We start from the raw sequence: 21,174 nt of genomic DNA, 5'->3' as shown, positions 1-21,174 counted from the left end.
CGCACGGTGCAGAAGACCCTAGGAATCATCTCGGGGGTGGCCGGGGCCATTGTTGGCGTAGCGAAGCTCCTCGCCTTGGTTGCGGGCTGGGATTGGCTTCTCGAGAATTGGCTCGACGTCGTAATCGCCTACGGGTACGTCGCCGCAGTCCTGTACGTCCTCCTGATGACGTATCTGCTCTGGCGAGGTCGGCGCGGACTGGCCAAGCAGCAGCTCTTCATGGGCGTCTTCGCCGTCTTCTTCTTCGTTCTCTTGATCGCTGCCGCCGCGATCGATCGGTCCTCGGCGATCTTTCTCGCCGTGATAGCGGTGGTCAACGGCGGAGCTGCGGCAGTGGTGGCGGGTAGGGAGAAGTATCGACAGATCACAGCAAGAACGGCGAAGTGTCCGCTCTGCATCGAGAAGGCGCACGTTGAGGCCACGCGCTGCAAGCATTGCCATGGCGAGATCCTGCGGTCTGCTGAAGTGGCCGCCGCGAGCTGAGGGTCCAGCGCCGGTAGCCCAACAGAGTGCTCGGACGGACAGCCTTGGGGATGGCGGCTCCCGAGCGGCGGATTGGCAGGCGTTGTCGGGTGCCGCGAAGATGTTGCACTTGCAAGAACCCTGGTAGGGGTCGCGGCTGCCTTCCATACCTTGCAGGAGCGCCCGCGCACAGCTGCCGCCGCGGCCGAAGTGGCGAGCCGGCGGTACGACCATTTCGTCCATCGCGCAATCTAGGCTTGCGGGATGAATGTCGGCCTGATTCGAGTGTGCACTTGACCTGGGTCACCGCGCCGTATCGCGCACGGGGTCCCTGGTCGACGTGACGCTCGGTTCGTTCGCTCGCAGCTCTCTGGCCGAAATCGCGGTAGCCGACCTCGATCGCATGCTAACGCTCGACGAGACACTGTTCGTTGAGCACAAGCGTGACCTCGGTCGGGGTAATGAGAACTATCAGCTCGCCAAGGCGGTCGCTGCGTTCGCAAACACGCTGGGCGGGTGGCTCCTAATCGGCGTTGCGAACGCGAGACCCACTGGCGAGGCGAAGGTCATGGAAGCGGCGCCAACGCTTGTCGACGGCATTCGCGACCGGCTTCGGCGAGAGATCGATCCTCTTCCGGCATTTGAAGCGCGGATCATTCCTCATCCGGCCGGAAACGTCGGAGTTGTCCGAGTCTATGAATCATCGGACACGCCGCATGTTCTTCTGCGTTCCGGCTCCGTCTTCGTGCGCGAAGTGGCTGGAGACACTGACGCTTCTCGGCCACCGCGAATCGGCGGCAGTGAGGCGAGCCAGCGAGTCTACGCCGCAAACCAGATCCGAAGTCAAGCGCAGCTCATGGCGCTCGCCGCGCGCGGCCGCGACGCGAGCACCCGCGTCGACGAGCTTCTGTCGCTGACTCGTCCGTTGCCGCTTGTGGAGACAGGGCTGGGGTTCGCCTTCAGCGTCGCCCAAGACGGCAAGATGACCGTGGGGACTGCTCGTGCGGCTGCGATAGTCGTACGAGTCGCCCCGTACACACTTCCGCCGCGCTTTCTCGGATGGTCGACCAGCGCGGACGCGTCAGGTGCATGCCTGAGCTCCGTTGAATCGCTGGCGGGGCTGCGCGGGCTCGGGAGTGGCTGGGTGTCGCCCGACCCCGCCGGCGTCTTCGTGGCGGTTCCGCTAGGTCAGCACACTCGCCACGCCGACGGGGTTGGCGAGCGGCTTGATTCGACGGCGCAGGTCGTCGTTGACGGAGCGGGTGTAGCTGGGGCGTCGCTTCAACTAGATGCACCGAGAGATGCCAGGCGTGCGCGGCGATTCACGACGCGCGAAGCCGCGAACGATCTGGTTGCACCCGTGATTCGCTCCGCTGTGGCCTTGCTCGAGCGGGCTGAGTGCCTGGGACGCGCGCGGTGCCACGTGGATCTTTTCTATCTTCCGTCAGCGCTCCGGCTGATCGGGGAAGGCGAGAGTTCGGCGCGCGACTGGGTTTCGATTTCTGCCGACATCGACATTCCCTCGGACGAGACGGAAGTGCAAGCAGTCGCTGTTCGGGCTATGAATGCGTACGCACGCAGCGCAGGCATACCCGAGTGGGACTCGGCGGCTTGACGGAGGCATTCTTCGGCCGGACCGCAGTGGGTACCGGTCCCTCGACGAAAGCGGCCCTCGGCCGACCTATTTTGACGGCAATCGAAAGCGTCCTTTCGTGGACAAGCGCGCAATTCGATCTCCGCCGAATAGGGCGGTGCGGCAGCTCGTCCGGCCGCGCGAACGGGGCTCAGTCGCGTGTCCGAACGTTGCGCATCGCGACGGACGCTCGATAAGTGGTCTTACGACGCCGACTCGGTGCGGCCGCGTGAGCCGGCGCAACTGACGGGCGCCGCTCGAGCAACGACCAGTCGCGGTGTCGTAGAGCGCGGACAGGCGACGGCGTAGGGAGGCCGGGCGGTGGGCCGACCACCCCTCACGGTTGCACACCCGCCGTGAGCTGGCGTGCCGGGCTCAAAGCGCATGGGCGGGTGTGCGGAGGGGTGGCGATCGGCCCGCCGCCCGGCGCGGGCCCTGAGAGGAAGGGACGGAGAACCCCGTCATGGCTTCACCCGCACCTGAGTTGAGCACTCGCGTGTCTGCGCAGCTGCGCATCTCGCTGGACCGCATCCGCGTGGCCGAGAATGTCCGCGCGCTGGACCCCGCGCACGTCGACGCACTGGCCGCCTCGATCGCGCTGCAGGGCCTGCTGGTCCCGCTGGTCGTCTGCCCCAGCGCCGACGGCGAGCACCCGGAGGACTTCGACCTGGTGGCCGGTTTCCATCGCCACGCCGCCGCGACCCAGCTGGGCTTGGCCGAGGTGGAGGTGGTGGTCCGCGACGGCGAGAGCGAGGACGCCGATCGGGCGGTGGAGAACATCGCGCGCAAGGCCCTGGACCCGCGCGAGGAAGCCCGCGCCGTGCAGGCGATGCTCGCCCGCGGCCTCTCCGAGGACGGCGCCGCCCAGGCGCTCGGCTGGAGCCCGCGGCGCGTGGCCGCGCGCGTGAAGCTGCTGCATCTGCCCGATGCCGCGCAGGCGATGGTCGGCGAGGGCGCGATCGCGCTGTCGGCGGTCGATCAGCTGCTGGCCATCGGGCAGGTCAGTGCCCCGTTGCTGGACGCGGTCTTGGCCTATCTGGCTGACGGCAACGGGTGGGCGGCCGAGCGGCTGGCCCGCGAGCCCGGCTGGGTTCTGGACTCGGCCCTGCGCCACGGCGACACGAAGGTGTTCGCCGCGCACCTGAACGCGATCCGCGCCGACACCATCGCCGAGCTGCGGCTGGGCAAGAAGACCGACGCGCTCTACCAGCAGGCCTGCGTGCTCTACAAGCAGCTTGACCGTCACGCCTGGGGCACGCCGGAGGTGCGCTTCAGCGACGAGGACGTCGACCAGGCCCGCGCCGCCGGCGTGCTGGTCGAGTTCGAGCGCAGCCGCCCCGTGATCGTCGACCGCGGCCTGTACCGCGAACTCACCAAGACGGCGATCAAACGCGCCGTCGCAGAACTCGAGGCGCGCGTCGCCGCGGCCGCCGCCGAGAAGGCACAATCGCGGACCGAGCGCCTCGCCCAGCAAGCCGACGACCCGCTGGCCGCCGCGGCGCGCGAGCGCGACAGCGCCCTGCGCGAGCTCGCCGACCAAGCGCACGGCGCCAACCTTGACCTCGGCCAGGGCCTGCTGGACGGGCTCTCGGTCGTCGACCCCGCCGACATGCGCGTCGCGCGGTTCTTCGTCTACGCCCTGCTCGGCCCGGACTTCGACGCTTCGCCGTACACGCAGACCGGCGAGCGCGTGCAGCGCCTGGCCGCCAACGGCATCCGGCTGGTGATCGGCGAGTTCCGCACCGACGTCACCAAGACCCGCAAAGACGGCTCCCCCGGCCGCCTCCGTATCGACTACGGCGACTCGCGCAACCCCGAAGCCCCGGTCAAGTGGCTGTGGCGCTACCTGGACGGCGCCAAGACCGCCGGCGAGCTCTACGGCCGCGCGCTCGTCGTGATCGCGGCCGAGCACTACGCCAGCCGACTGGTCCTCCCGACCGCGCAGCGCATGCCGGCGACGCGTTTCGGCTCGCGCACGGACACCGCCGCCAAGGCGCTCGGCAAGCTCTGCGGGCCGCATCTGCCCGCCTCGCTTGAGCGGCTCGAGCAGGCCGTCAACCGCGCCCACGCCACCTACGCCGAAGCAGAGCAGGCTCACCGCGCCGCCGCTGCCGCCGCGTCCGGTGCGGCCGCGCCCGCGGTCGAGACCGACGAGATGACGGACCACGAGGCCGACGACAGCGCCGAGGAGAACGAGCCCGACGACGTCGCCGAGGTCGAGCCCGACACCGGGCCCGCCGCGGGCGAGTCGGCTGCCGCCTAACCACCCCACTCAGCCGCGCGGGCGCCTCTGCGCCTGCGCGGTGCTCCTCTTCCCTTCTCTCGTTCCTCCTCTGGAGGTTGCTGCTCGATGTCTCGATCCACGAGCCCCCGCCTGAGCGAAGCCGAGCGTGCCGAGCGCCGTGCCCGCGACCGTGAGCTGAGCGTCCGCGCGGTTGCGCAGCTGCGCACCAGCGCCGGCTGGCAAGCGTGGCTGCGCGTGCGCGCCCGCACGGGCCTGCGCCGCTACAGCCTGGGCAACCAGCTGCTGATCGCATTCCAGGACCCCGACGCGACCCGGGTCGCGGGGTTTCGCGCGTGGCTGGCGCTCGGGTACTGCGTGCGCAAAGGCGAACACGCCCGCATTCGCGTGTGGGCGCGCTGCGAGCCGTCCAAGAAGCGCCTGCAGGCGTGGCGGGACGCCGGCGCAACCGCGACCGAGAAGCCGCGCGCGTTCTACCGGCTGGAGCCGGTCTTCGACCGCGCCCAAGTTCAACCGCTCCCGGCGCCGGCGATGCCGGCGCCGCTGGACCCGCCGATCGCCCCGATCGAGGGCGACACGCTCGCGTGGGCGATTCCCGAGCTGGAAACCTTCGCCGCTGGCATCGGCGTCACGGTCGAACGCGAGGCGATGCGCGAAGGCTGCGACGGCTACTTCCATCCGGCCGAGCGGCGGATCGCGATCAACCCGGCCGTTTCGGTCAACCAGCAAGCCGCCGCCCTGGCGCACGAGCTCGCGCACGCGCTCGTCCGGCTCGACCACCAGCCCGACGACCCGACGTTGGACTACGCCACCGAGGAGCTGGTCGCCGAATCGGTCGCCTTCACCGTCTGCAGTTTTCTCGGCCTGAACACCGCCGACAACTCGGTCCCGTATCTCGCGGTCTGGAGCGAGCACACCCCGGATGACGCGTTTGACCGGATCGCCGACCTGATCGACCGGCTCGCGCGCCGGCTCGAAGACGCGCTCGACCTGGTCGAGGAACCGGCCGCCGCCTAGGCGCCGGGCCGCACAAGCGGTCGAGGCGTGCAGCGCCACCAGCGGTTGGGGGGGCAGAGGACTGGGCTGCGCGGATGCTGCCACTGCGGGTGCAATCCGCCGCACCACCTGCGCCCTGACGGGAACGCGACTCACGGGTTCGCGCGCGCAGGTGGCGCGTGCGTTCGCACCCTCCGCGGCTTTGGGCACCGCATGCCCAGCCCCCAACCCACCAACCGCCCCGCAGCGGACGCCCCGACCCCCAAGCAACTGGGTCTGCTGCGGCGCCTCGCGCAAACCAGCGCGCAGACCTTCGCCTACCCCGCCACCAAGGCGCAGGCGAGCCGCGAGATCAAGCGGATGCTCAGCGCGACGCGCGACCCTGACCTGAGCGACTACCGCGCCGACCTCGAGCGTGCCCGCGAGCTCGGCCTCCCCGAAGACGCCGTCGCCATCCGCAACGACGAGATCTGCGGCTACGGCGCCGACGCTCACTGGGCCCACACCACCGACGCAGACCGTGAGGCCCGGTCATGAGCGTCGCCGGCGACCGCCACGAGCTCGCGCGCTACCAGCTCCCCAACGGCACCACCCGTGTCCTGTGCGCCCAGCGCATCAACGGGCGCGTCGCGATCAGCGACATCCCCGACAGCGACACCAGCGGCCGCGTGTACCTCGTCGAGCGCCACATCGAAAGCCGCGCCGCCATGCAAGGTCTCGTCAGCGCCTACGTGCGCGACGCGGTTGACCGCGGCCAACCCGCCATTCTGCTGCCCGACTGGCTCGGGGGCGACCGATGAGCCCCGCCGTGAGCCGCGGGCGGCGGGCGGAGATCGCCGACTTCTTCTCGGCCAACCACCGCCGCCTGGAGCGTCGCATCGGCTACCTGATGCCCGGGTCCGGGAACGTCGTCGTCGACGACGCCTGCGCCTACGCCTGGATGCAACTGGTCCGCCGCGACGACGTCGCGCTCGATCGACGCGGGTTCGCGTGGCTGTCGACGGTCGCGCTGCACGAGGCCTGGCGGATGGCCCGCGAGGATCGCGAGCGTCCCGCCGGCTTGTTCTGGCCCGACCGCGAGCTCGAGCACGAACTGCCCGACCCGGCCGGTCTCGACGGTGACCCGCTCCACCAGGCGCTCGCCGCCGAGTTGCATCGCGAGCGCGTCAAGAGCCTCGACGCGCTCAAGCCGCCACAGCGTCAAGCCCTCGGGTTGCAGGCGCTCGGCTACGGCTACCACGAGATCGCCGCCCTGAACGCCAGCTCCTACACCGCTGTGAACCGCCGTCTCTCCGAAGGCCGCGCGCAACTGCGCCGCGCCGAGGGGGCAAATTTCTCGTGACGGCGCCTACAAACCACATGGGCATCCTCATGGTCACCTACCGGCACCGGCCGCGCGCGCTGTGCACCCGGCGCCGCGTTTTCCTGCTCGACACCCCGGACTGCGGCACGCCCGACCTGCCGTTCGTGCTCGCGATGTGCGTGTACGCCGGCGCCATCCTCAACCGCAGGCTCCCCGGCCCCTATCTGGAAGCGGACGCCAGGGCGTTCGCGCGCTCGAGCCTGATTCCGAGCGAGATCACCGAACGCGGGCCCAACGCCTGGGACCTCGGCGAACTCAGCCGGTGGCTCGGCGTCCCCGAACGCGAGCTACTTGCGCAACGCCGCCGCGGATGCGAAAGCCGCGCGCGCCGCGCGCCGTAGCCGCGTCAACCCAGGCCGCGCCGTCGCCCCTGCTGTGACCGGCGCGTCGCCGTGGCCGGCCCGCCGGCGCCAAACGGACGCTGCGCGCGCTCGGCTAGCATCAGCAGCGAGCGCTGGGCGTTCTCGTCCGGCAGCGCGTCCAGCGATTGCACCGCGCCGCGGAGCTCATCAAGTCGCAGCTCTCTCGCCTCCAACGCGAGCCGCCCCGCCCAGCGCACCGCCGCGGCCTCAAAACGCTCCTCGTCCTTGGCGTCGATCACCAACAAGATCGCCAGCGCGTCGCGCAACGGCACCCAACCCAGCTCCGCCGCCGTCGCATGAATCAGCGGCAAGTTCCCGCTGCGAATGGCGCGCTGCAGCCGGGTGTAAGGCGATCCGTCGCTCGTCATGCGAACGCATGTTCGCACGCGTTGCGGCAGGGCGTGCCCATCTCAACGTCCGTTGCTCACCTGCGCGCGTGCGCAGCTATGCAGACGCGGCAGCATGTCGCCGGTCACCACGAGCCTGCCGCTGAGATCCTGCAAGCCGTGCTCGCTCGGGCCGGCGGTGCGTGCGATAACGAGGCTCCTATGTCAAGGGATCAGCAGTTCACGGCGGCTGGGGCGGGTGGTGCGTCGGCTTGAAGGAGCCGCCAGACGCGGTTGACGAGGTGTCGCTTGAGGAGGCGGACGGCTTCTCGTTGGGTCTTGCCGTGGGCACGTTGTCTGGCGATGTAGGCGGCGGTGGCGGGGTCGAAGCGGATGCGGCTGAGTGCGTAGAGGTGCAGCGCGTGGTTGAGGCGTCGGTTGCCGCCGCGGTCCAGACGGAGGCGACCGTCGCTTCGCCCTGACCAGACGGGTACGGGCGCGGCGCCGGCGGCCCGCGCGAGCTTGGCGGCGGTCGCGAAGCGGGTGATGCCGGCGATCTCGCCGACGAAGGCGGCGGTGAGGATCGGTCCGCTGCCGCGGTCGCCTGCCAGGGCGGGCGCGACGGTGGCGACCAGTTTGGCCAGCTCGCGTCCGAGCTCGCTGATCGCGCGCGTGAGTTCGCGGACGCGGCGTAGTTCGTCGCGTGCGACGCGCACTCGTGCGGTCGGTTCCGCTGCCTGCAGGCGCCGGGCGAGTCGTTGTTGATGGACGAGCAGGCTCAAGGTGCGGGGCGCGATCTCGTAGTCGGGCCAGAGGTCGAACACGTGCCAGCGCAGATCGTTGGTGAGCGCGGTGCGATCGGCGACCAGGCGCGCGCGGTGGTCGTGCAGCAGACGGATCTCGAGCTCGCGGCCGGCCAGCTGGGCGTGCGGGAACGAGTCCATCCCGTCGCGTACCGCTACACGCGCGACGGCCAGTGCGTCGATCGGGTCAGACTTGCCGCGCTCGCGGGCCTGGCCACGGCGCGCGTCGCCCATGAGCTGCGGCGAGATGCGGATCACGGTCTCGCCGTGCGCAAGCAAGAAGCGCTCGAGGCTGCCCGAGACGTGCCGGCAGTCCTCCAGCGCCCACACGCGCTCATCGGCGAGCGCTCGCGCCCAGGCCATTAGCTCGCCGAAGCCGTCCTGGCGCGCCCGTGCGGTCCGCTCGCCGCGCGGGCGGGCGGACGACCCATCGATCGCCACCGCGGTGTGCGTGGCCTTGTGCGGGTCGATGCCGATCACGATCATCCAAGACGTCCCTTCGATAGACCTCAGACGAAGCGGACCTCGAGCGGACAGACCTCAGTCGGGGCGCGCTGCCACGTTCCTATCAAGCCACGCTCGAGCGTCCTGAACCGGCGAGCGCTGACACATCGTTATCAAGCCAACCCGGACGAGCCGGAACGGCAGGGACTAGAGGTGAGTCAAGCGATCGCCGGACAGGACCATCCATCAACGGCCGCCCATCACGCAAGCGGCTCGCGAAGCCTTTCACTGAGGCGAACTACGACTACCTGGGTCAACGGCATCCACGGAGACCTTGAGCACGAGCGCGCGCAACGTCCGACGCGCGTCTAGTTTGTTCGCTGCGAGACCAATCGGCGTTCGTCTAGCGCTCAGAACTGTGTAGCCTGCCGCCCGCAGGGTGTCCCCGGGCCGAGCAAAGGTCCGTATGCCGCGCGTGCACATGCGCCTCATCGAGGAACAAAATTGCGCCAATCCCAGATCGCGCGCCCAGTCCGGGCGCGTGAGAACAGCACTGCTCCGTCACGGTCGAGGCTGGCCAGCCGCATGACCGGGCGGCTCGTTCGACGACTCGCAGTCGCAGCGACGGGGCTGGTGGCTATGGCCGCTGGCTTCGGCATGCCCGCCGTGGCACTCGCCAACTTCAGCTCCGATCTGTTCGAGTACATCCCGGACGACCAGAACGGCAATCCGTGGAACGCGTACGACCTAACCCAGCAGGTGCCTGGCTCGCCGCCGATCAGCAATCCAGCCGCGATCTTCCACGACAACCGGATCAGCGTCTACGGCACCACAAGCCAAAACGGCGGCAGCCTGATCGAGTACACGTCCGATCAGGCGAACAACCGGGTCTGGAACGCCTACAACATCTCGGCCGCGATGACCGGGATCCCCGCGGTGCGCGATCCCGCCGCGCTCGTCGACCGCGATGGTCTGTCGCGCGTCTACGCGACCACCGCGCAGGACCACCTCATCGAGGTCCTGCCGGGCGAGAACGGAGGCCGGCTCACGACCTACGCCGATCTCACGCAGAACTATGGGTTGCCCGCGGTGCGCAACCCCACGGTCGTGCAGATGCCGAATGGGATCCATCGCGTGTACGGGACGGCGGCCAACGGCGACCTGTACGAGATGCTGCCTAACTGGGGTGTGGGATGGCATGCAGCAAACCTCACAGCTCGCGCCCCGAGGCTGCCACCGGTGCGCAGCCCGAAAGCCATCGTTGACGCACAAGGCCTGCCACGGATCTATGCGACCTCGAACAGCGGCGACCTGTTCGAAGTCCGGCTCACATCGCTACAAGGCTCGTGGGAAGCCACCAACATCACCGCGCACTACAACGGCATCGGCAACCCGAATCCGGCGATGCCACCGGTTCGTCAGCCGACGGCCGTGCTCGACAGCAACGGCATGCCGCATGTCTACGCGGTCTCTTCTGAGCACGGAACGCTGTTTGAAGTCGTCCCGAACCACGCCGACAACCGGACCTGGAACGCCTACAACCTCAGCAACCTTATGCCCTTCGTCGGCCGGCTGCGCTCGGCGCCGGCGGCAGCCCTGGACGGACAGGGGCGCATCCGGATCCACGTCACCGCCACGGGCAACCAGCTGATCGAGATGCTTCCAGATGGCGTCGGCGGTCGCCCTTGGAATGCGTACAACCTCTCGAACCTCGCGGACGGGATGCCTTCATCCGGCCGGCCCGCGCCCGTGCTCGCTCCGAACGGGCAAGGCCAAGGCCGTACCTCGCAGACGCGCGTGTACATCGGCGTCTCCTACGGCGGGCTCGACGGCGTCATCAACGACAGCGAAGATGTCGCTGAACTCGGCTACGGACTCGCGACACGCAACGACTTCCAGCACGAGTGGTCCCGGCTCACCGACGCCGAACAGGACTACTTGGTCCGCTCCCGAGGACCGTACTCCGACACCTGGTTCGCTCGCCTCGGCATCTACCACACATCGTGGGTCTACGGCGGCACCAACCACAGCATCGACACCGACGCCGAGATCGCCGCAGTCCGCACGGCCCTCGGCGACAACGGATACCGCAACGGGCCCGTCTGGGACGGCATCGCACCGTCCGACCAGCCGCGCATCTACCCCACATCGTGGTCATACGGCGGCGCCGATCACCGGATCGCCACCGACGATCTACGAACAGCCTTCGATGCGTTCGGCTCCGTAGCAGGGTCGGGCGCCGAGGCGTTCCTGGGTGGAATGGCCCCGAGCGACCAGCTCGCGTTTCACGACTACATGGCCCAGCGCCCAGTCATCTTCGGGGCCGGGACGACCCTAACGACGGACGAGGGAATGCCCGGGCCGCTCACCCAGACGGCTCTTGAAATCACGGATGACGACCTAACAGCGACGGCTGCCGGCGGCGCACCGAACGTTCGCTGCGTGCGGACGACGCGGACCCGGCCGTTCTTCATGGACGCCCCTGGGGACAACGATCCACAGATGGGAACCACCACCCACACGATCCATTGGTGCTACAACCGGCGCAAGCAGACCACGAGCTGGGATCGCGAGAACTTCAAGAACTCGCTCGATTCTGACATGAACCTTAAGTACACGGCACTCGGCTACAAAGTGACGAAGCTGCCTCCCGAAGACGGCGAGTTCCACGACGTTCGCAATTGGACTGTTGGATCCACCGTGTACCCAAAGGGTCAAGTGGCGATGAGCCGATGGTTCGACGTGGATTTTTGCGCCGGGTGGGTGGATGTCGGGGTCAACTGCGATCCGAGCGGGAGGCTCTACCACGCGACTTATGGACGCTGGGACTCGACCGTGCATTCGGTCGTCGCGAACCGCTGACTGCCCGCTCGCGCCGTCGACGTCGCGGACCTCGGGTGGACTGAACCCGCGCCCGATACGGCGACTACGGCAAGCCGCCCCTAGAGCGGCGGCCACGGGGACACGGTGGCCGGCGGCGCCCCCACCAAGGGGGCGCCGCACCACACCACGGGCATGGTCCGGAACTAGCGCGCGGCCCGACTAGCCGCGAGGCACGTCCCCCGGCCGGGTGATGCCGATCGGCCGGATCTTGAAAGTCTGACCGGCCGCCGCCGACCGAGCTCAGTCCGCGGTCGACATGGCCGCGACCTGCGCGCGGCCCTTGCCGCAGCTGAACAGGCGCGGGAAGTCTGCGGCGTTCGCGCTCGCGCACGTGAAGCCGTGGTGGGAGCGCACGCACGCCGAGCCTTCGCACGGCGCGCTCGAGCGGGCGTAGGCGCGGATGACCTTCTTGGCGAGCGCGCACTTGACGGGGCCGCGCTGGACGACGACGCCGATCTGGATGCGATCAGCGTCGCGGATCAGGCCGCAGGAGCGGTCCTTGACCGGGTGGGCGGCCGAGGAGCCGGCGACGCCGGCGGCCAGGGCGAGGATGAGCAGGGCGGTACGGGTGATGCGACGCTGCATGGAAACCTCCTAGCGAACGACTCGTTAGGGGTCATAGGTCGGCTCCGACAAACTTCGCCCCCGGGGTGATAACTGAAGTTGCGGTTGTTACGATCGGTCGGCGGCAGTCACGATGGGGATCGCCGGACTCTGGATGCTTGCGCGTCACACGGCGCTCGTGCGTAGTGTGTGCTGGCCGCTATGACGAGGGAGGTCGAGACAATCGCCGAGGTCGCTCGGACCCCGGGCATCTATGCGATGTATGGCGGCGAGCGAGTGGGACGCGGCTGGGTCCCTACGTGGGGATCGCGGGCAACCTGCATCGACGGCTCGAGCAACATGTCGTCCGCCGGGATTCCAGCGTGGTCACCGGCGCTTCGGCGGTTGGCGTGAAGATTGAGCTGGTCCGCTACATCGACTGGTGGACTGCCGAAGTGTTCCATGACGATGACGCTCGACATGCTGCGGAGCTCGTGGCGTTCGACGTTCTAGACCCGGCACTGCGCTCGCGCGGCCGTCCGCGGCAAACCGCTCTGGAGCTCGCCGCTGACGCGGGCTTCGTTGAGCAGGTTCGCGCGCTGCTGGCGGCGCAGCCCGAGGGTCGGCTGATTCTGCCGACACTGGCCAGCCTGTCGGAGAGGATTCGCACGCTCGAGGAACGGCTGACGCGGCTAGAGCAAATCGGAACGGAGGCGCCCGGTGGATGAGCGTGACGCGATTGCGGCGCTGACTCGCTCGATCTCGCCTGCGAGGCGCTAGTCGCCGACGAGAGCAAGCCGTACAAGCACCTTTTCACAGATGCGGATCTGACCGCCGCGTGTGCGCGATTGGCTCCGCACATCAAGGCGATCGAAGCGCGGAAGGCGGCGACTCGGGCGCGGATCGAAGCGCGACGCGCCGAGCTACCTGCGGATCTTGAGCAGCTCCGAGGCCGCGCCACGCAGTCCGGGCACCCGGAGGAGGCGATCGCCGTCAATACGGCGATTCTTGAGCTAGTTCCCAGGGATCCTGTCGCTTGGATTCGCCCTTGGCGCCGTCGAGCGGGCAATCGACTGCTTCCGTCAAGCGCTCGCAGCCGAGCCGTCGAACCCGATCGCATCCCGGCGACTGCGTGATATCGAGCGGCGGCCACGACGCTAGCGCCGACCGCGGCCACCGGCGGCTCGCGCGTTATTCGACCGTAGGCTCACCGAGGTGACCCCGTGCGTCTGCTGGCCCAGCAGGAGACAGGCCGACAGCAGGGCCGCGTGGTCGTCGTTCGGGAGCGGGTGCGGATTGGCGAGCGGATCGGCTCGGGAGTCCTCACCCCGGACAGCACCGCATCGCGCCTGCCGACGGAAATGGCCACTGATCGTCCGCGACCGGTAGCTAGTGACATCGGCGAGATCGTCCCGACGCCTTGAGCGTCGCGCCCGCGTCGAACGTGTAGCTGTTCCGCAGCTCGTCTACCGCCGAGACCTACCAAGCAGAGCTAGTCGCCCGTAGCTCATTCCAAAGGCCAGTCAGCGGCGTTGCCAGCAAAGGTCCCCGGTTTCGCGAACGGTCATCGGCCGCGGCTTCTCCCATGCTCCGGCGCGGCGGAGGCCGCCCGGAGAGCTCTATCCGATTGCATCGAGCCCGAACATGAAGTCGGTCGCGGGGTGGCGGCTCATCGGCACGGAGAAGGCGCGGCTGGCTTCGACCTGCGCCACCCAAGCTTCGGCGCCCGCTATGAACGCGGCTTCGTCGTTGGGGTCCGACGACGGTGCGTTCTCCCCGAAGATCGACGCCGAGAGCGCGCGCAACTCGTCCGACGCGTCGACGCGGATGGTCAGGTGCAGACCGAGCATGTCGCCGATGTCGCTGATGTAGAACTGGCGTGTGAACAGCAGTTCGTAGTGTTCAGGGAGCGCGGGATCGGCGTTGCGCGCCGGAGTCGCGGCCGCGAACTTGGCCTCGAACATGAAGCCACCGGCGGAAACGGCCTGCATTTCTCCCCATTGGACGATCGGGTCGAAGGCCGGTTGGACCGCGACGGCTCGGAACGCTCTCCAGGCGATCTGCGCGCCGTTTCCGGGTCCGGTGTAAAGGGCTGCCTCCGGCCCTTCGGGCGTCAGGGGGACATCGCCGTCAAGCACCAGACGTCGCATTTGCATGGCTGCTTCGTTCAGGTTCATGGGACGAGTCACCGCACGGTAGCCGAAGCCGTCTCGCGACGACTCCGGCTACGACGCATCGGTCAGCGGTTGCGCTCGGTCACGGCTGGTTCGCGGTCGCCGGCAGATGGGGCCACGAGGCGTCGGCGATGCCGTCCTTTATGCCCTGCAGCTTCGAGGACAGCGCCGCTGCGTCGTGGCAGGTGCCATTGAGGTCGGCGTGTGCATCGAGCGCATCGGCGACCGCCTCATAGACATCCTCTCGGTGCAGCGCGTGCCTCGGGCGCTTGGCCGCCGTGGGATGGTTCTTGAGGAGATTCTTGTAGCCGTGCGTGGGACTCCAGAGCGATGACCCGCGCAGCCACACGCCGTTGGGCGCGTTGTTCGCCGAGAGCCCGCAGGAGTACGCGTAGGTCATCGCGCGCTCCGCTTGGACGACCTTGACGTTCGTCACGTTGGCGCCCTCGTTGGCGGGAATAATGTGATGGGCGTTCCATCCGAGGGTGCCGTTGCGGCTCCCACCGGTGGGATGGTCGTCGCAGGGGTTGCCGGGGAAGTTCGGACTGTTGTAACACGGGGGCTCGACGATCCGGCCCCCGAGCGTGTACCCGGGATTCTTGTTCTCGTCGTCGCGATCCTCGTAGGCGATCGCGCGCCAGGCACCCGGCTCGTTGCAGTTGAACGGCCACAGCGTCTTGAATCCCGGCGGCTTGAGCTCGTCCTCTTCGGCGGCCTCGATGGTCGGACCGAACCCGACCATCTCGACCTCGATGACGTAGTCGCGATTGCCCGCGGTGCAGACGTCGATGATGCCGGGAATGTCGTCGTCCTTGGGCAGCGCGGAGTTCTTGCGAGGGCTGGCCTTCTCCGTGACGCATTCCCCGAGCCTGCGACGAGGAGACACCGAGTACAGACACACTTCGGCTCGGTAGCCGGACTGAGCGGACAGCTTCTTCTCGTTCGAGTTCAGGCCGTTGTTCCAGCAGCGAATCGTCCCGTAGAAGCGGACTGCGTTGTACAGGTTGCGCACGCCGGTCCCGATCTTGGAATGCCGCATCCCGAACTTCGGGGTGCAAAAGGTGATGACGTCGGGTTGATTGGGATCGAAGTCCCACTCGTAGGCGACCGGAGGCTCTTCGGGGTCGTCGGCGGTCCTTGCCTGGGCCCCGTCCGTGACGAGCTCACCGATGCTGAACTTGGACCTTGCCGTCGAGTCGTTGACAACGACGTTTGTCGTCGCGGAGGCCACCGGGCCTTCGTTGCCCGCAGCGTCGATGCTCTTGATCTCGACGGCGATCGTATGACCAACCACCGCCGGGTCGACGGCGAACCGGGGCACGGTGGTCTGTGTCCACGCCGACCAGGCGCCCGAGTTCAACCGGTAGCGGTAGGAGAAACTCGACGTCCCGGAGCCCGGGCTCCCGTCTGCCAAGTCGGGATCCTCCGGTTCGACCCACAGCACCTGCGCTGGCTGGCCGGAGCGCTTGGAGGCGTCGATGTCGGTCGCCATGCCCGGAGCCTGACGGTCGATGATGATCTCCCAGCTCTCCGAGGTCCCGACGTTGTTGGCGTCGTCGCGTGCGGTGGCACGCAGCACGTGCTTGCCGCCGGACAGACCCGCCAGATTGACCGCGAACGCCTCACTCACCTCGGTGTCGCACACGCGGGGGCTGCCGCAATCCAGGAGCGCGCCGCCCAGGCTCGCCTCACCGGCGTCGACGACACGGAGCTCTGACACACCCCTCGAATCGTCCTCGGCAGAGACCGCCACTACGGCCGAGGTCTGCTTCGTGTACCGGCCGTCGAGACCAACCAGCTCGCCGCCCGCGTCGACACCCGGCGCGGCGGTGTCCGGGGGCGCATACGTGAGCAGCAGCCGGAGGTTCTCCATCTCGACGACGTCGTTGGCGGTCTGGCCCTCTTCCCCGGCTTTGAAGAGCACACCGTGGTTGGGCGACGTGCCGGTGTACCAACGTCGCACGAGGTTGGTGATCTCGAACGATCCCCACTCGGTGTCCTCGCCGCTGTAGCCCGCGTCCGGCGGCGCCGCCTCTTGCGCCAGGAAGTCGCCGCCCGCACTGGCCCAGGAGTTGACCCCGTCCCGCTTGGTCCACGTCGCGCCGGCGGTGAACGGCGCTGTCAACTCGTGCAGGTAGATCCAACTCGAGGATGGCGTGTCGTACCACGACCAGTCGACCACGACGTGGGCGGAGACGATTTCGCTGCCAGTGGGGATCTGGCTGAAGTCGAACTTCGCCACCGCGCGGTAGCGGTCGTTCCACGGTGACCAAGCCAGCTTCCCGACGAGCGGCGTTGCCTGGTTGGCGCAGGCCTGGCTGCTCATCGTCGAGATCTCACACGTCAGCGCGGGATTCAGCGTGACCGTCTGACGCGCGGCATGAGCTTCCGGACTCACGAGGCCGCACGCGGCCGTGAGGACTACAGCGGCTACGGCACACCGCCTGCGCCATCGCTCGGCGGCTCTCATCTGCGACAGTGACCGACTTGCCGAACCCTTTAACATACATCGCCTTTCGTTCGCCGTCCGCAGAGGAATTCACTTGCTCAGCGATGGCGAACCAAAGCGATTGCTGCGTATCAAGTCAATCATTTCTCATGTTTGAAGCATCTCTTGTTCGCATGACGACATATTGAAGACTTAATGTTTGGGTAGCTGAGGTGGGGGTGGTGTCGGAGCGCGAGCGCGATTACAAATCGCAGTGGGCAGCGATCACCTCGCTCGCCGGCAAGCTCGGGCTGACGAACGAGACGCTGCGCAAGCGGTCCGCCAGGCCGAGGTCGACGGCGGCGCGCGGCCGGGCGTGAGCAACCGCTGAGGTCGAGCGCGTGAAGGAGCTCGAGCGCGAGAACCGCGAGCTGCGGCGGGCGAACGAGATCCTCAAAGGCGGCGTCGGTTTTCTTCGCGCGGGAGCTCGACCCGCAACCGCCGAAGCGCTAGCGGTGTTCATCGACGAGCACCGCGAGATGTTCGGGACCGAGCCGATCTACCGGGTGTTGCGATCGCCCGGTCGACGTATTACGCCGTCAAAGCCCGCGGAGCCGGGCCGAGCCGAGCGCGCGGACGCTGCGCGATCGCGAGCCGATGGCTGAGATCGAGCGTGTGCATGCGGCATCGCGCGGGCGCTACGGTGCCCGGAAGGTGTGGTGGCCGTTGCAGGCCGAGAGCGTGCCGGTGGCGCGTTGACGGTCGAGCGGCTGATCCGCCGGGCCGGCTCGGCGGGCGTCGTCCGCGGCAAGGCAAGGCGCACGACGATCTCGGACGAGGGGATCGACCGATGGATCTGGTCGAGCGTGACTTCACCGCGACCGCCCCAAACCGGCTCTGGGTCGCGGACTTCGCGTACGTGGCGATGCGGTCGGGCGTGGTCTACGTCGCGTTCGTCATCGACGCGTTCTCACGCCGGATCGTGGGCTGGAAGGCCGACACCACGATGCGCACGAGCTTGGTGCTCGACACGCTGGAGATGGCGCTCTGGACCCGCGAGCGGGCCGGGATCCCGGCCGGCGCGGGCCTGATCTGCCACAACGACGCCGGCAGCCAGTACCTCAGTTTCGCCTTCACCCAGCGCCTGATCCACGCCGGCGTGGACGCCTCCGTCGGCAGTGTCGGCGACGCGCTCGACAACGCCCTCGTCGAGACCACGATCGGCTTGTTCAAGACCGAGAAGATCCGCCGCGAAGGACCCTGGAAGACGCTCGCCGACGTCGAGCTCGCGACCCTGGAGTGGGTCGACTGGTTCAACAACGCACGATTGCACTCTGCCTGCGGCAGACTTGCCCCAGCGCAGTTCGAACAGCAGTACCTACAAGCAACTTCAAACCCAATAGAAACGGCCTCCATCAAAGCCGGGGCGGTTCAGAATCGTGAAGCCTCCCGCCACGCGCGAGGCAACAACTCGCCGGCTCGTTGACGGGAACATTGTCGAGTGGACGCGTACTGAGAAGACGCGGCCCACGAACACGAACGGTCAAGGCCCGAACCGACGGGCGCCGAGGACCAGCGCTCGAGATTCAGAAGGCAGGCGTCGACAAGACTGCAGGCGGTCAGCGGCAGCGCACGAGACAACGCGGTGTTCACGGGTGCGGGATATCGCGCGGGCTCACGGCAATCGTGAGTGACCGGCGACCAGTCGTCTTTCTCGAGCGGCCGCCTTGTCCGCCTCGTCTTCGTACGTGCGGCTGATCTTCGCGAGGTCGGTGACTGGCACAGTGGGGAAGGCAGCGCGCACATTCGCGGCTGCGAGGCAGTTCGCGTAAAGAGCTTCGGCCATCCGTCATGCGAGGGACACGGCGGCCACGAGCAGCACGATGCAGTTGGCTAGCTGGAATGAACGCGAAACCTGCACCGCGGGGGACGGTACGGGAGCCAGGAGGCTCACCCAACTCGACGTAAGGCCAGTTCGCGAGCCGAGCGTGTACCGTCGCGTGGCGACGCTACAAGTCCTCGATCGCCTCGATCGCCTCGATCGCCTCGGTCCAAGAGGATGCGGACCGTCCTGACTGTCTACCCGTCCGTGGGGGCAGGTTCTTCGATCGTCTTCTCATCGTCTTTTGACCTGCTGCGAATGGCAGAGATCACTGTCCCGGCGTCGACCGAAGCCATCGGAAGCAGACGCCGAAGTATGGTCTGGGCGTCCGTTCCGTAGATCTCATCGGCGAGTTCTTCGAGCGCGGACGCGAGGTCTTGGACGCCCTCGACGTATCGCATCCGACGTACCCCGCGAGCTCGTCCGAACTCATCGTACGTGTCGGCCGTGAGGGATCGTTTGAAGTGCTCCCTGGCATCTCCGCCGACGTGAGAGGTCGTGACGATCACCGCGTGCTCGGGCCGGTAGATGCCGATCTTTGCACCGAATGAGTACGCGTTGCCGAGGCTGAACTCCTTGTCCTTGAGTTCGAACAACGTCAGTTCGCCGCTGATATCGGCGAAACAATCCATCTCGTCGCCGCCGTCCTTAGCCTCGATCAGCATCGATTCGTAGCTAACGCCGAGCGCCCTGAGCTCCTCCATGAGTAGCACCGAGAGCCACCAGCTGCCGTCAAGCAGTTGACGTCCGAGCGCTGCAAGGCTCAGGGCCTCCTCGACACGCTCGTCCAGCAATGCCTTCCCGCACGCACACCTGAGACCCGCGCTTGCGGCTTGCTCGAGCGCGTCGCGCGAAGGCACGCGCGCGACCTGCGCGGAAGTCCTCTTGCAAATCACTACGAGCTCAACGTCGACGAGGCCTTCGCTTTCCAAAGTCTCCTGGACGTCAGCGGCTCGGTGGCGGTCCTCCTGCGGCAGCTGCTTAGGGAGGTCGCCCACCAGCAACCCTCCGGACGACGCGACGGACACGGCGGCGCGTCTGACGACGGGATCCGCGAGGACTTGCGCGCCCGCCTTCTCTCGATCCGAAGGCGCGTCAGGAGGCGTCATACCTTCTTCTTTGAGCGCTGTGAAACGATCCGACTCGTACGCGAACGGCTCCAACTCCAGCGAGAACCGTTGCTCGAACGCAGCTGCGACTTCTGCCAAGCGTTCGACGACCGAAGGTTGCCCAATGCCGAAAAGGCTGAGCTCGCGAGAACGAGCCCTGCCGCTGCGTCCTGTTCGCACCGCCGGCAGGTAGCGCCGAGCTTCGGCCTTGATCTGCACTGCCACCACGCCTTCCGGAACAGCCAGCACCTCACCGAACTCGGTCTCTTCCCCATACTGGTCGGTACGCGCCGTCGATTGGATCTGCTCAGCGTCGATACCAAGGCCATCCGCTTGAAAGCGAAGAGTGTCACGCAGCAGTGGCCGATACGCGTCTCCGAGTTCAGCGAGCAGCTCCTCAATACCGTCGAGTGGGTCTTCGGTCGTAACCCGCCGCATTCGAAGCGTCAGCATGTCGGTAGTCTACTCCTGAGCACTCAAGGGCTCGCCACCTGTGGGCCGCTCGGCTGTCCCGAAGGACGTGGTACGCAAAAAGCGCCGAGACACGACTGTTGCTGGGCGCGTGCCATAAGCCCCATTCGGAGGCGCGCGGACGACGATCGGCCAGCCATTAGGTTTTACGCGCGAGCAGTCCGGTCCCGCGGCCAGAATCTCAGCGTGGGCTACATCGCAGATCCCAACGACTCGGCGCCGGAGAAGCAGAAGGCCGGCGCCTCTGACGCGCGTCGCGACGGCCTGTCGCTGCGTGAGGTGACGAAGGTCGTCAACCAGTACATCGGCGTCAGCGGTGGATACCTCGGGGACTTCAGCTACCGTTCCCACGCCGACTTTTACCCGGAGTTCTGCGATCTCGACGTCGACCCTTACCGCTACGAGGGGACGACCCGGGAACGGTTCATCGAGATCCTCTCGACGCGTCACCCGATCGATCAGGCGAAGATCCTGCGAGGCGTGTTGGAGCGCTTTCCGGTCGGTGCCAGCGACTCTCCGCCACAACGGGAGAGGGTCGGCGCGGAGATGCTCGAGTGGATCCGGCGCCTTGAGTCCGGCGCAGCCGTGAGCGCCCTCACTCCGAGCGTAACGCGCGACGTGGTCCTGCACGCTCTCGCCGATGCCGAGAGCTTGGTGCGGGCGGGTCGGCCAACGAGCGCCGTCGACCGAGTCCACACGGCTCTGCACGGCCACCTCCTGGCTCTCTGCGAGGCGGGTGGCGTTGTGACGCCACCAGACGCGTCGATGACGGCGATCTTCAAGGCTCTTAGGCGAGGGCATCCGCAGTTGCAGGATCTGGGGCCTCGGAGCCAGGACATCGAGAAGGTTCTAAACGCTGCTAGTGCCATCTTCGACGCGCTTGGACCTCTACGGAACCGGGCGAGCGTCGCGCATCCCAACCTCGAGCTCCTCGGCCAGCCCGAGGCGATGTTAGTCGTCAACGTCGGCTACTCGTTGCTCAACTACCTGAGCGCCAAGCTCGAGACGGAGCCGTAAGCACGCCCGGGCCCAATCGCTGGCCGCGAAATAGGC

General features: G+C 67.6%; 18 protein-coding genes, 1 pseudogene and 1 other annotated feature. Of the genes and pseudogenes, 13 read left to right on the top strand and 6 right to left on the bottom strand.

Annotated elements, in window-relative coordinates; all coding sequences use genetic code 11:
- The first annotated feature begins 6 nt into the window (after positions 1-6).
- From OJ962_RS18055 to OJ962_RS18020, 8 genes are all read left to right on the top strand, one after another.
- The gene (locus tag OJ962_RS18055; protein WP_202958025.1) at positions 7-483 is read left to right on the top strand and encodes a hypothetical protein; all 477 of its coding nucleotides are present in this window, start codon (positions 7-9) and stop codon (positions 481-483) included.
- A gap of 319 nt (positions 484-802) precedes the next feature.
- On the top strand, positions 803-2,077 hold the full coding sequence (locus tag OJ962_RS18050) for an AlbA family DNA-binding domain-containing protein (protein WP_202958026.1): 1,275 nt from the start codon (positions 803-805) through the stop codon (positions 2,075-2,077).
- 514 nt (positions 2,078-2,591) lie between these two features.
- Positions 2,592-4,358: a ParB/RepB/Spo0J family partition protein gene (locus OJ962_RS18045; protein WP_202958027.1), complete on the top strand. Its 1,767-nt coding sequence runs from the start codon at positions 2,592-2,594 to the stop codon at positions 4,356-4,358.
- Positions 4,359-4,445: 87 nt separating this feature from the next.
- Positions 4,446-5,354 (top strand): ArdC-like ssDNA-binding domain-containing protein, encoded by a 909-nt coding sequence (locus OJ962_RS18040; RefSeq protein WP_202958028.1) that lies wholly within the window; start codon positions 4,446-4,448, stop codon positions 5,352-5,354.
- Between the two features lie 192 nt (positions 5,355-5,546).
- Positions 5,547-5,870 carry a hypothetical protein gene (locus OJ962_RS18035; RefSeq protein ID WP_202958029.1) on the top strand — a complete coding sequence of 108 codons (324 nt, stop codon included), beginning with the start codon at positions 5,547-5,549 and terminating at the stop codon, positions 5,868-5,870.
- Entirely contained in the window at positions 5,867-6,133 is a 267-nt protein-coding gene (locus OJ962_RS18030; protein WP_202958030.1) for a hypothetical protein, read from the top strand. The genes OJ962_RS18035 and OJ962_RS18030 overlap by 4 nt, the downstream gene beginning before the upstream one ends.
- Complete coding sequence (locus tag OJ962_RS18025; RefSeq protein ID WP_202958031.1) at positions 6,130-6,675, top strand: RNA polymerase sigma factor; 546 nt, start codon at positions 6,130-6,132, stop codon at positions 6,673-6,675. The genes OJ962_RS18030 and OJ962_RS18025 overlap by 4 nt, the downstream gene beginning before the upstream one ends.
- Positions 6,676-6,692: 17 nt before the next feature.
- The gene (locus tag OJ962_RS18020) at positions 6,693-7,037 is read left to right on the top strand and encodes a hypothetical protein (protein ID WP_270006510.1); all 345 of its coding nucleotides are present in this window, start codon (positions 6,693-6,695) and stop codon (positions 7,035-7,037) included.
- A 5-nt stretch (positions 7,038-7,042) separates the two neighbouring features.
- Here the strand turns inward: OJ962_RS18020 and OJ962_RS18015 are convergent, their stop codons facing one another.
- Complete coding sequence (locus OJ962_RS18015) at positions 7,043-7,426, bottom strand: hypothetical protein (RefSeq protein ID WP_202958033.1); 384 nt, start codon at positions 7,424-7,426, stop codon at positions 7,043-7,045.
- Between the two features lie 191 nt (positions 7,427-7,617).
- Positions 7,618-8,673 (bottom strand): IS110 family RNA-guided transposase, encoded by a 1,056-nt coding sequence (locus tag OJ962_RS18010; protein WP_202958034.1) that lies wholly within the window; start codon positions 8,671-8,673, stop codon positions 7,618-7,620.
- 543 nt (positions 8,674-9,216) lie between these two features.
- On the opposite strand from OJ962_RS18010, the gene OJ962_RS18005 reads away from it, so the two are divergent.
- Entirely contained in the window at positions 9,217-11,493 is a 2,277-nt protein-coding gene (locus OJ962_RS18005) for a hypothetical protein (RefSeq protein ID WP_202958035.1), read from the top strand.
- 261 nt (positions 11,494-11,754) lie between these two features.
- Here the strand turns inward: OJ962_RS18005 and OJ962_RS18000 are convergent, their stop codons facing one another.
- Entirely contained in the window at positions 11,755-12,099 is a 345-nt protein-coding gene (locus OJ962_RS18000; RefSeq protein ID WP_202958036.1) for a hypothetical protein, read from the bottom strand.
- A 278-nt stretch (positions 12,100-12,377) separates the two neighbouring features.
- Here OJ962_RS18000 and OJ962_RS17995 point away from each other — a divergent pair, with 278 nt between their 5' ends.
- A complete protein-coding gene (locus tag OJ962_RS17995; RefSeq protein WP_202958037.1) occupies positions 12,378-12,785 on the top strand; it encodes a hypothetical protein in 408 nt (135 codons plus the stop codon).
- A gap of 495 nt (positions 12,786-13,280) precedes the next feature.
- On the top strand, positions 13,281-13,481 hold the full coding sequence (locus OJ962_RS17990; protein WP_202958038.1) for a hypothetical protein: 201 nt from the start codon (positions 13,281-13,283) through the stop codon (positions 13,479-13,481).
- A gap of 195 nt (positions 13,482-13,676) precedes the next feature.
- On the opposite strand, the gene OJ962_RS17985 is transcribed toward OJ962_RS17990, so the two are convergent.
- Both OJ962_RS17985 and OJ962_RS17980 read right to left on the bottom strand, forming a co-directional pair.
- Positions 13,677-14,234, bottom strand: coding sequence for a hypothetical protein (locus OJ962_RS17985; RefSeq protein WP_202958039.1), 558 nt, complete (start codon positions 14,232-14,234; stop codon positions 13,677-13,679).
- A 79-nt stretch (positions 14,235-14,313) separates the two neighbouring features.
- The gene (locus OJ962_RS17980) at positions 14,314-16,557 is read right to left on the bottom strand and encodes a DNRLRE domain-containing protein (protein WP_202958040.1); all 2,244 of its coding nucleotides are present in this window, start codon (positions 16,555-16,557) and stop codon (positions 14,314-14,316) included.
- Between the two features lie 335 nt (positions 16,558-16,892).
- On the opposite strand from OJ962_RS17980, the pseudogene OJ962_RS17975 reads away from it, so the two are divergent.
- Positions 16,893-18,062 (top strand): annotated as a pseudogene (locus OJ962_RS17975) (IS3 family transposase).
- Positions 17,127-17,241 (top strand) — a sequence feature (AL1L pseudoknot). It overlaps the preceding pseudogene by 115 nt.
- A gap of 676 nt (positions 18,063-18,738) precedes the next feature.
- Here the strand turns inward: OJ962_RS17975 and OJ962_RS17970 are convergent.
- Complete coding sequence (locus OJ962_RS17970; protein ID WP_202958041.1) at positions 18,739-20,103, bottom strand: hypothetical protein; 1,365 nt, start codon at positions 20,101-20,103, stop codon at positions 18,739-18,741.
- A 204-nt stretch (positions 20,104-20,307) separates the two neighbouring features.
- Here OJ962_RS17970 and OJ962_RS17965 point away from each other — a divergent pair, with 204 nt between their 5' ends.
- Positions 20,308-21,138 carry an abortive infection family protein gene (locus OJ962_RS17965; RefSeq protein WP_202958042.1) on the top strand — a complete coding sequence of 277 codons (831 nt, stop codon included), beginning with the start codon at positions 20,308-20,310 and terminating at the stop codon, positions 21,136-21,138.
- The last annotated feature ends 36 nt before the right edge of the window (positions 21,139-21,174 follow it).

This window comes from Solirubrobacter deserti (assembly GCF_027587175.1).
Taxonomy (GTDB): Bacteria; Actinomycetota; Thermoleophilia; order Solirubrobacterales; family Solirubrobacteraceae; genus Solirubrobacter; species Solirubrobacter deserti.
The sequence above is the reverse complement of the archived record's forward strand: the minus strand, read 5'-3'. Positions and strand labels throughout refer to the sequence as shown.

What these genes read in the sequence shown, in the direction of transcription:
- OJ962_RS18030 (WP_202958030.1), top strand. Translation starts at nt 5,867, where the DNA reads ATGAGCGTCGCCGGCGACCGCCACGAGCTCGCGCGCTACCAGCTCCCC.
- OJ962_RS18040 (WP_202958028.1), top strand. Translation starts at nt 4,446, where the DNA reads ATGTCTCGATCCACGAGCCCCCGCCTGAGCGAAGCCGAGCGTGCCGAG.
- OJ962_RS18020 (WP_270006510.1), top strand. Translation starts at nt 6,693, where the DNA reads ATGGGCATCCTCATGGTCACCTACCGGCACCGGCCGCGCGCGCTGTGC.
- OJ962_RS18005 (WP_202958035.1), top strand. Translation starts at nt 9,217, where the DNA reads ATGACCGGGCGGCTCGTTCGACGACTCGCAGTCGCAGCGACGGGGCTG.
- OJ962_RS18010 (WP_202958034.1), bottom strand. Translation starts at nt 8,673, where the DNA reads ATGATCGTGATCGGCATCGACCCGCACAAGGCCACGCACACCGCGGTG.
- OJ962_RS18035 (WP_202958029.1), top strand. Translation starts at nt 5,547, where the DNA reads ATGCCCAGCCCCCAACCCACCAACCGCCCCGCAGCGGACGCCCCGACC.
- OJ962_RS18015 (WP_202958033.1), bottom strand. Translation starts at nt 7,426, where the DNA reads ATGACGAGCGACGGATCGCCTTACACCCGGCTGCAGCGCGCCATTCGC.
- OJ962_RS17980 (WP_202958040.1), bottom strand. Translation starts at nt 16,557, where the DNA reads ATGAGCAGCCAGGCCTGCGCCAACCAGGCAACGCCGCTCGTCGGGAAG.
- OJ962_RS17970 (WP_202958041.1), bottom strand. Translation starts at nt 20,103, where the DNA reads ATGCTGACGCTTCGAATGCGGCGGGTTACGACCGAAGACCCACTCGAC.
- OJ962_RS18000 (WP_202958036.1), bottom strand. Translation starts at nt 12,099, where the DNA reads ATGCAGCGTCGCATCACCCGTACCGCCCTGCTCATCCTCGCCCTGGCC.
- OJ962_RS17985 (WP_202958039.1), bottom strand. Translation starts at nt 14,234, where the DNA reads ATGAACCTGAACGAAGCAGCCATGCAAATGCGACGTCTGGTGCTTGAC.
- OJ962_RS18025 (WP_202958031.1), top strand. Translation starts at nt 6,130, where the DNA reads ATGAGCCCCGCCGTGAGCCGCGGGCGGCGGGCGGAGATCGCCGACTTC.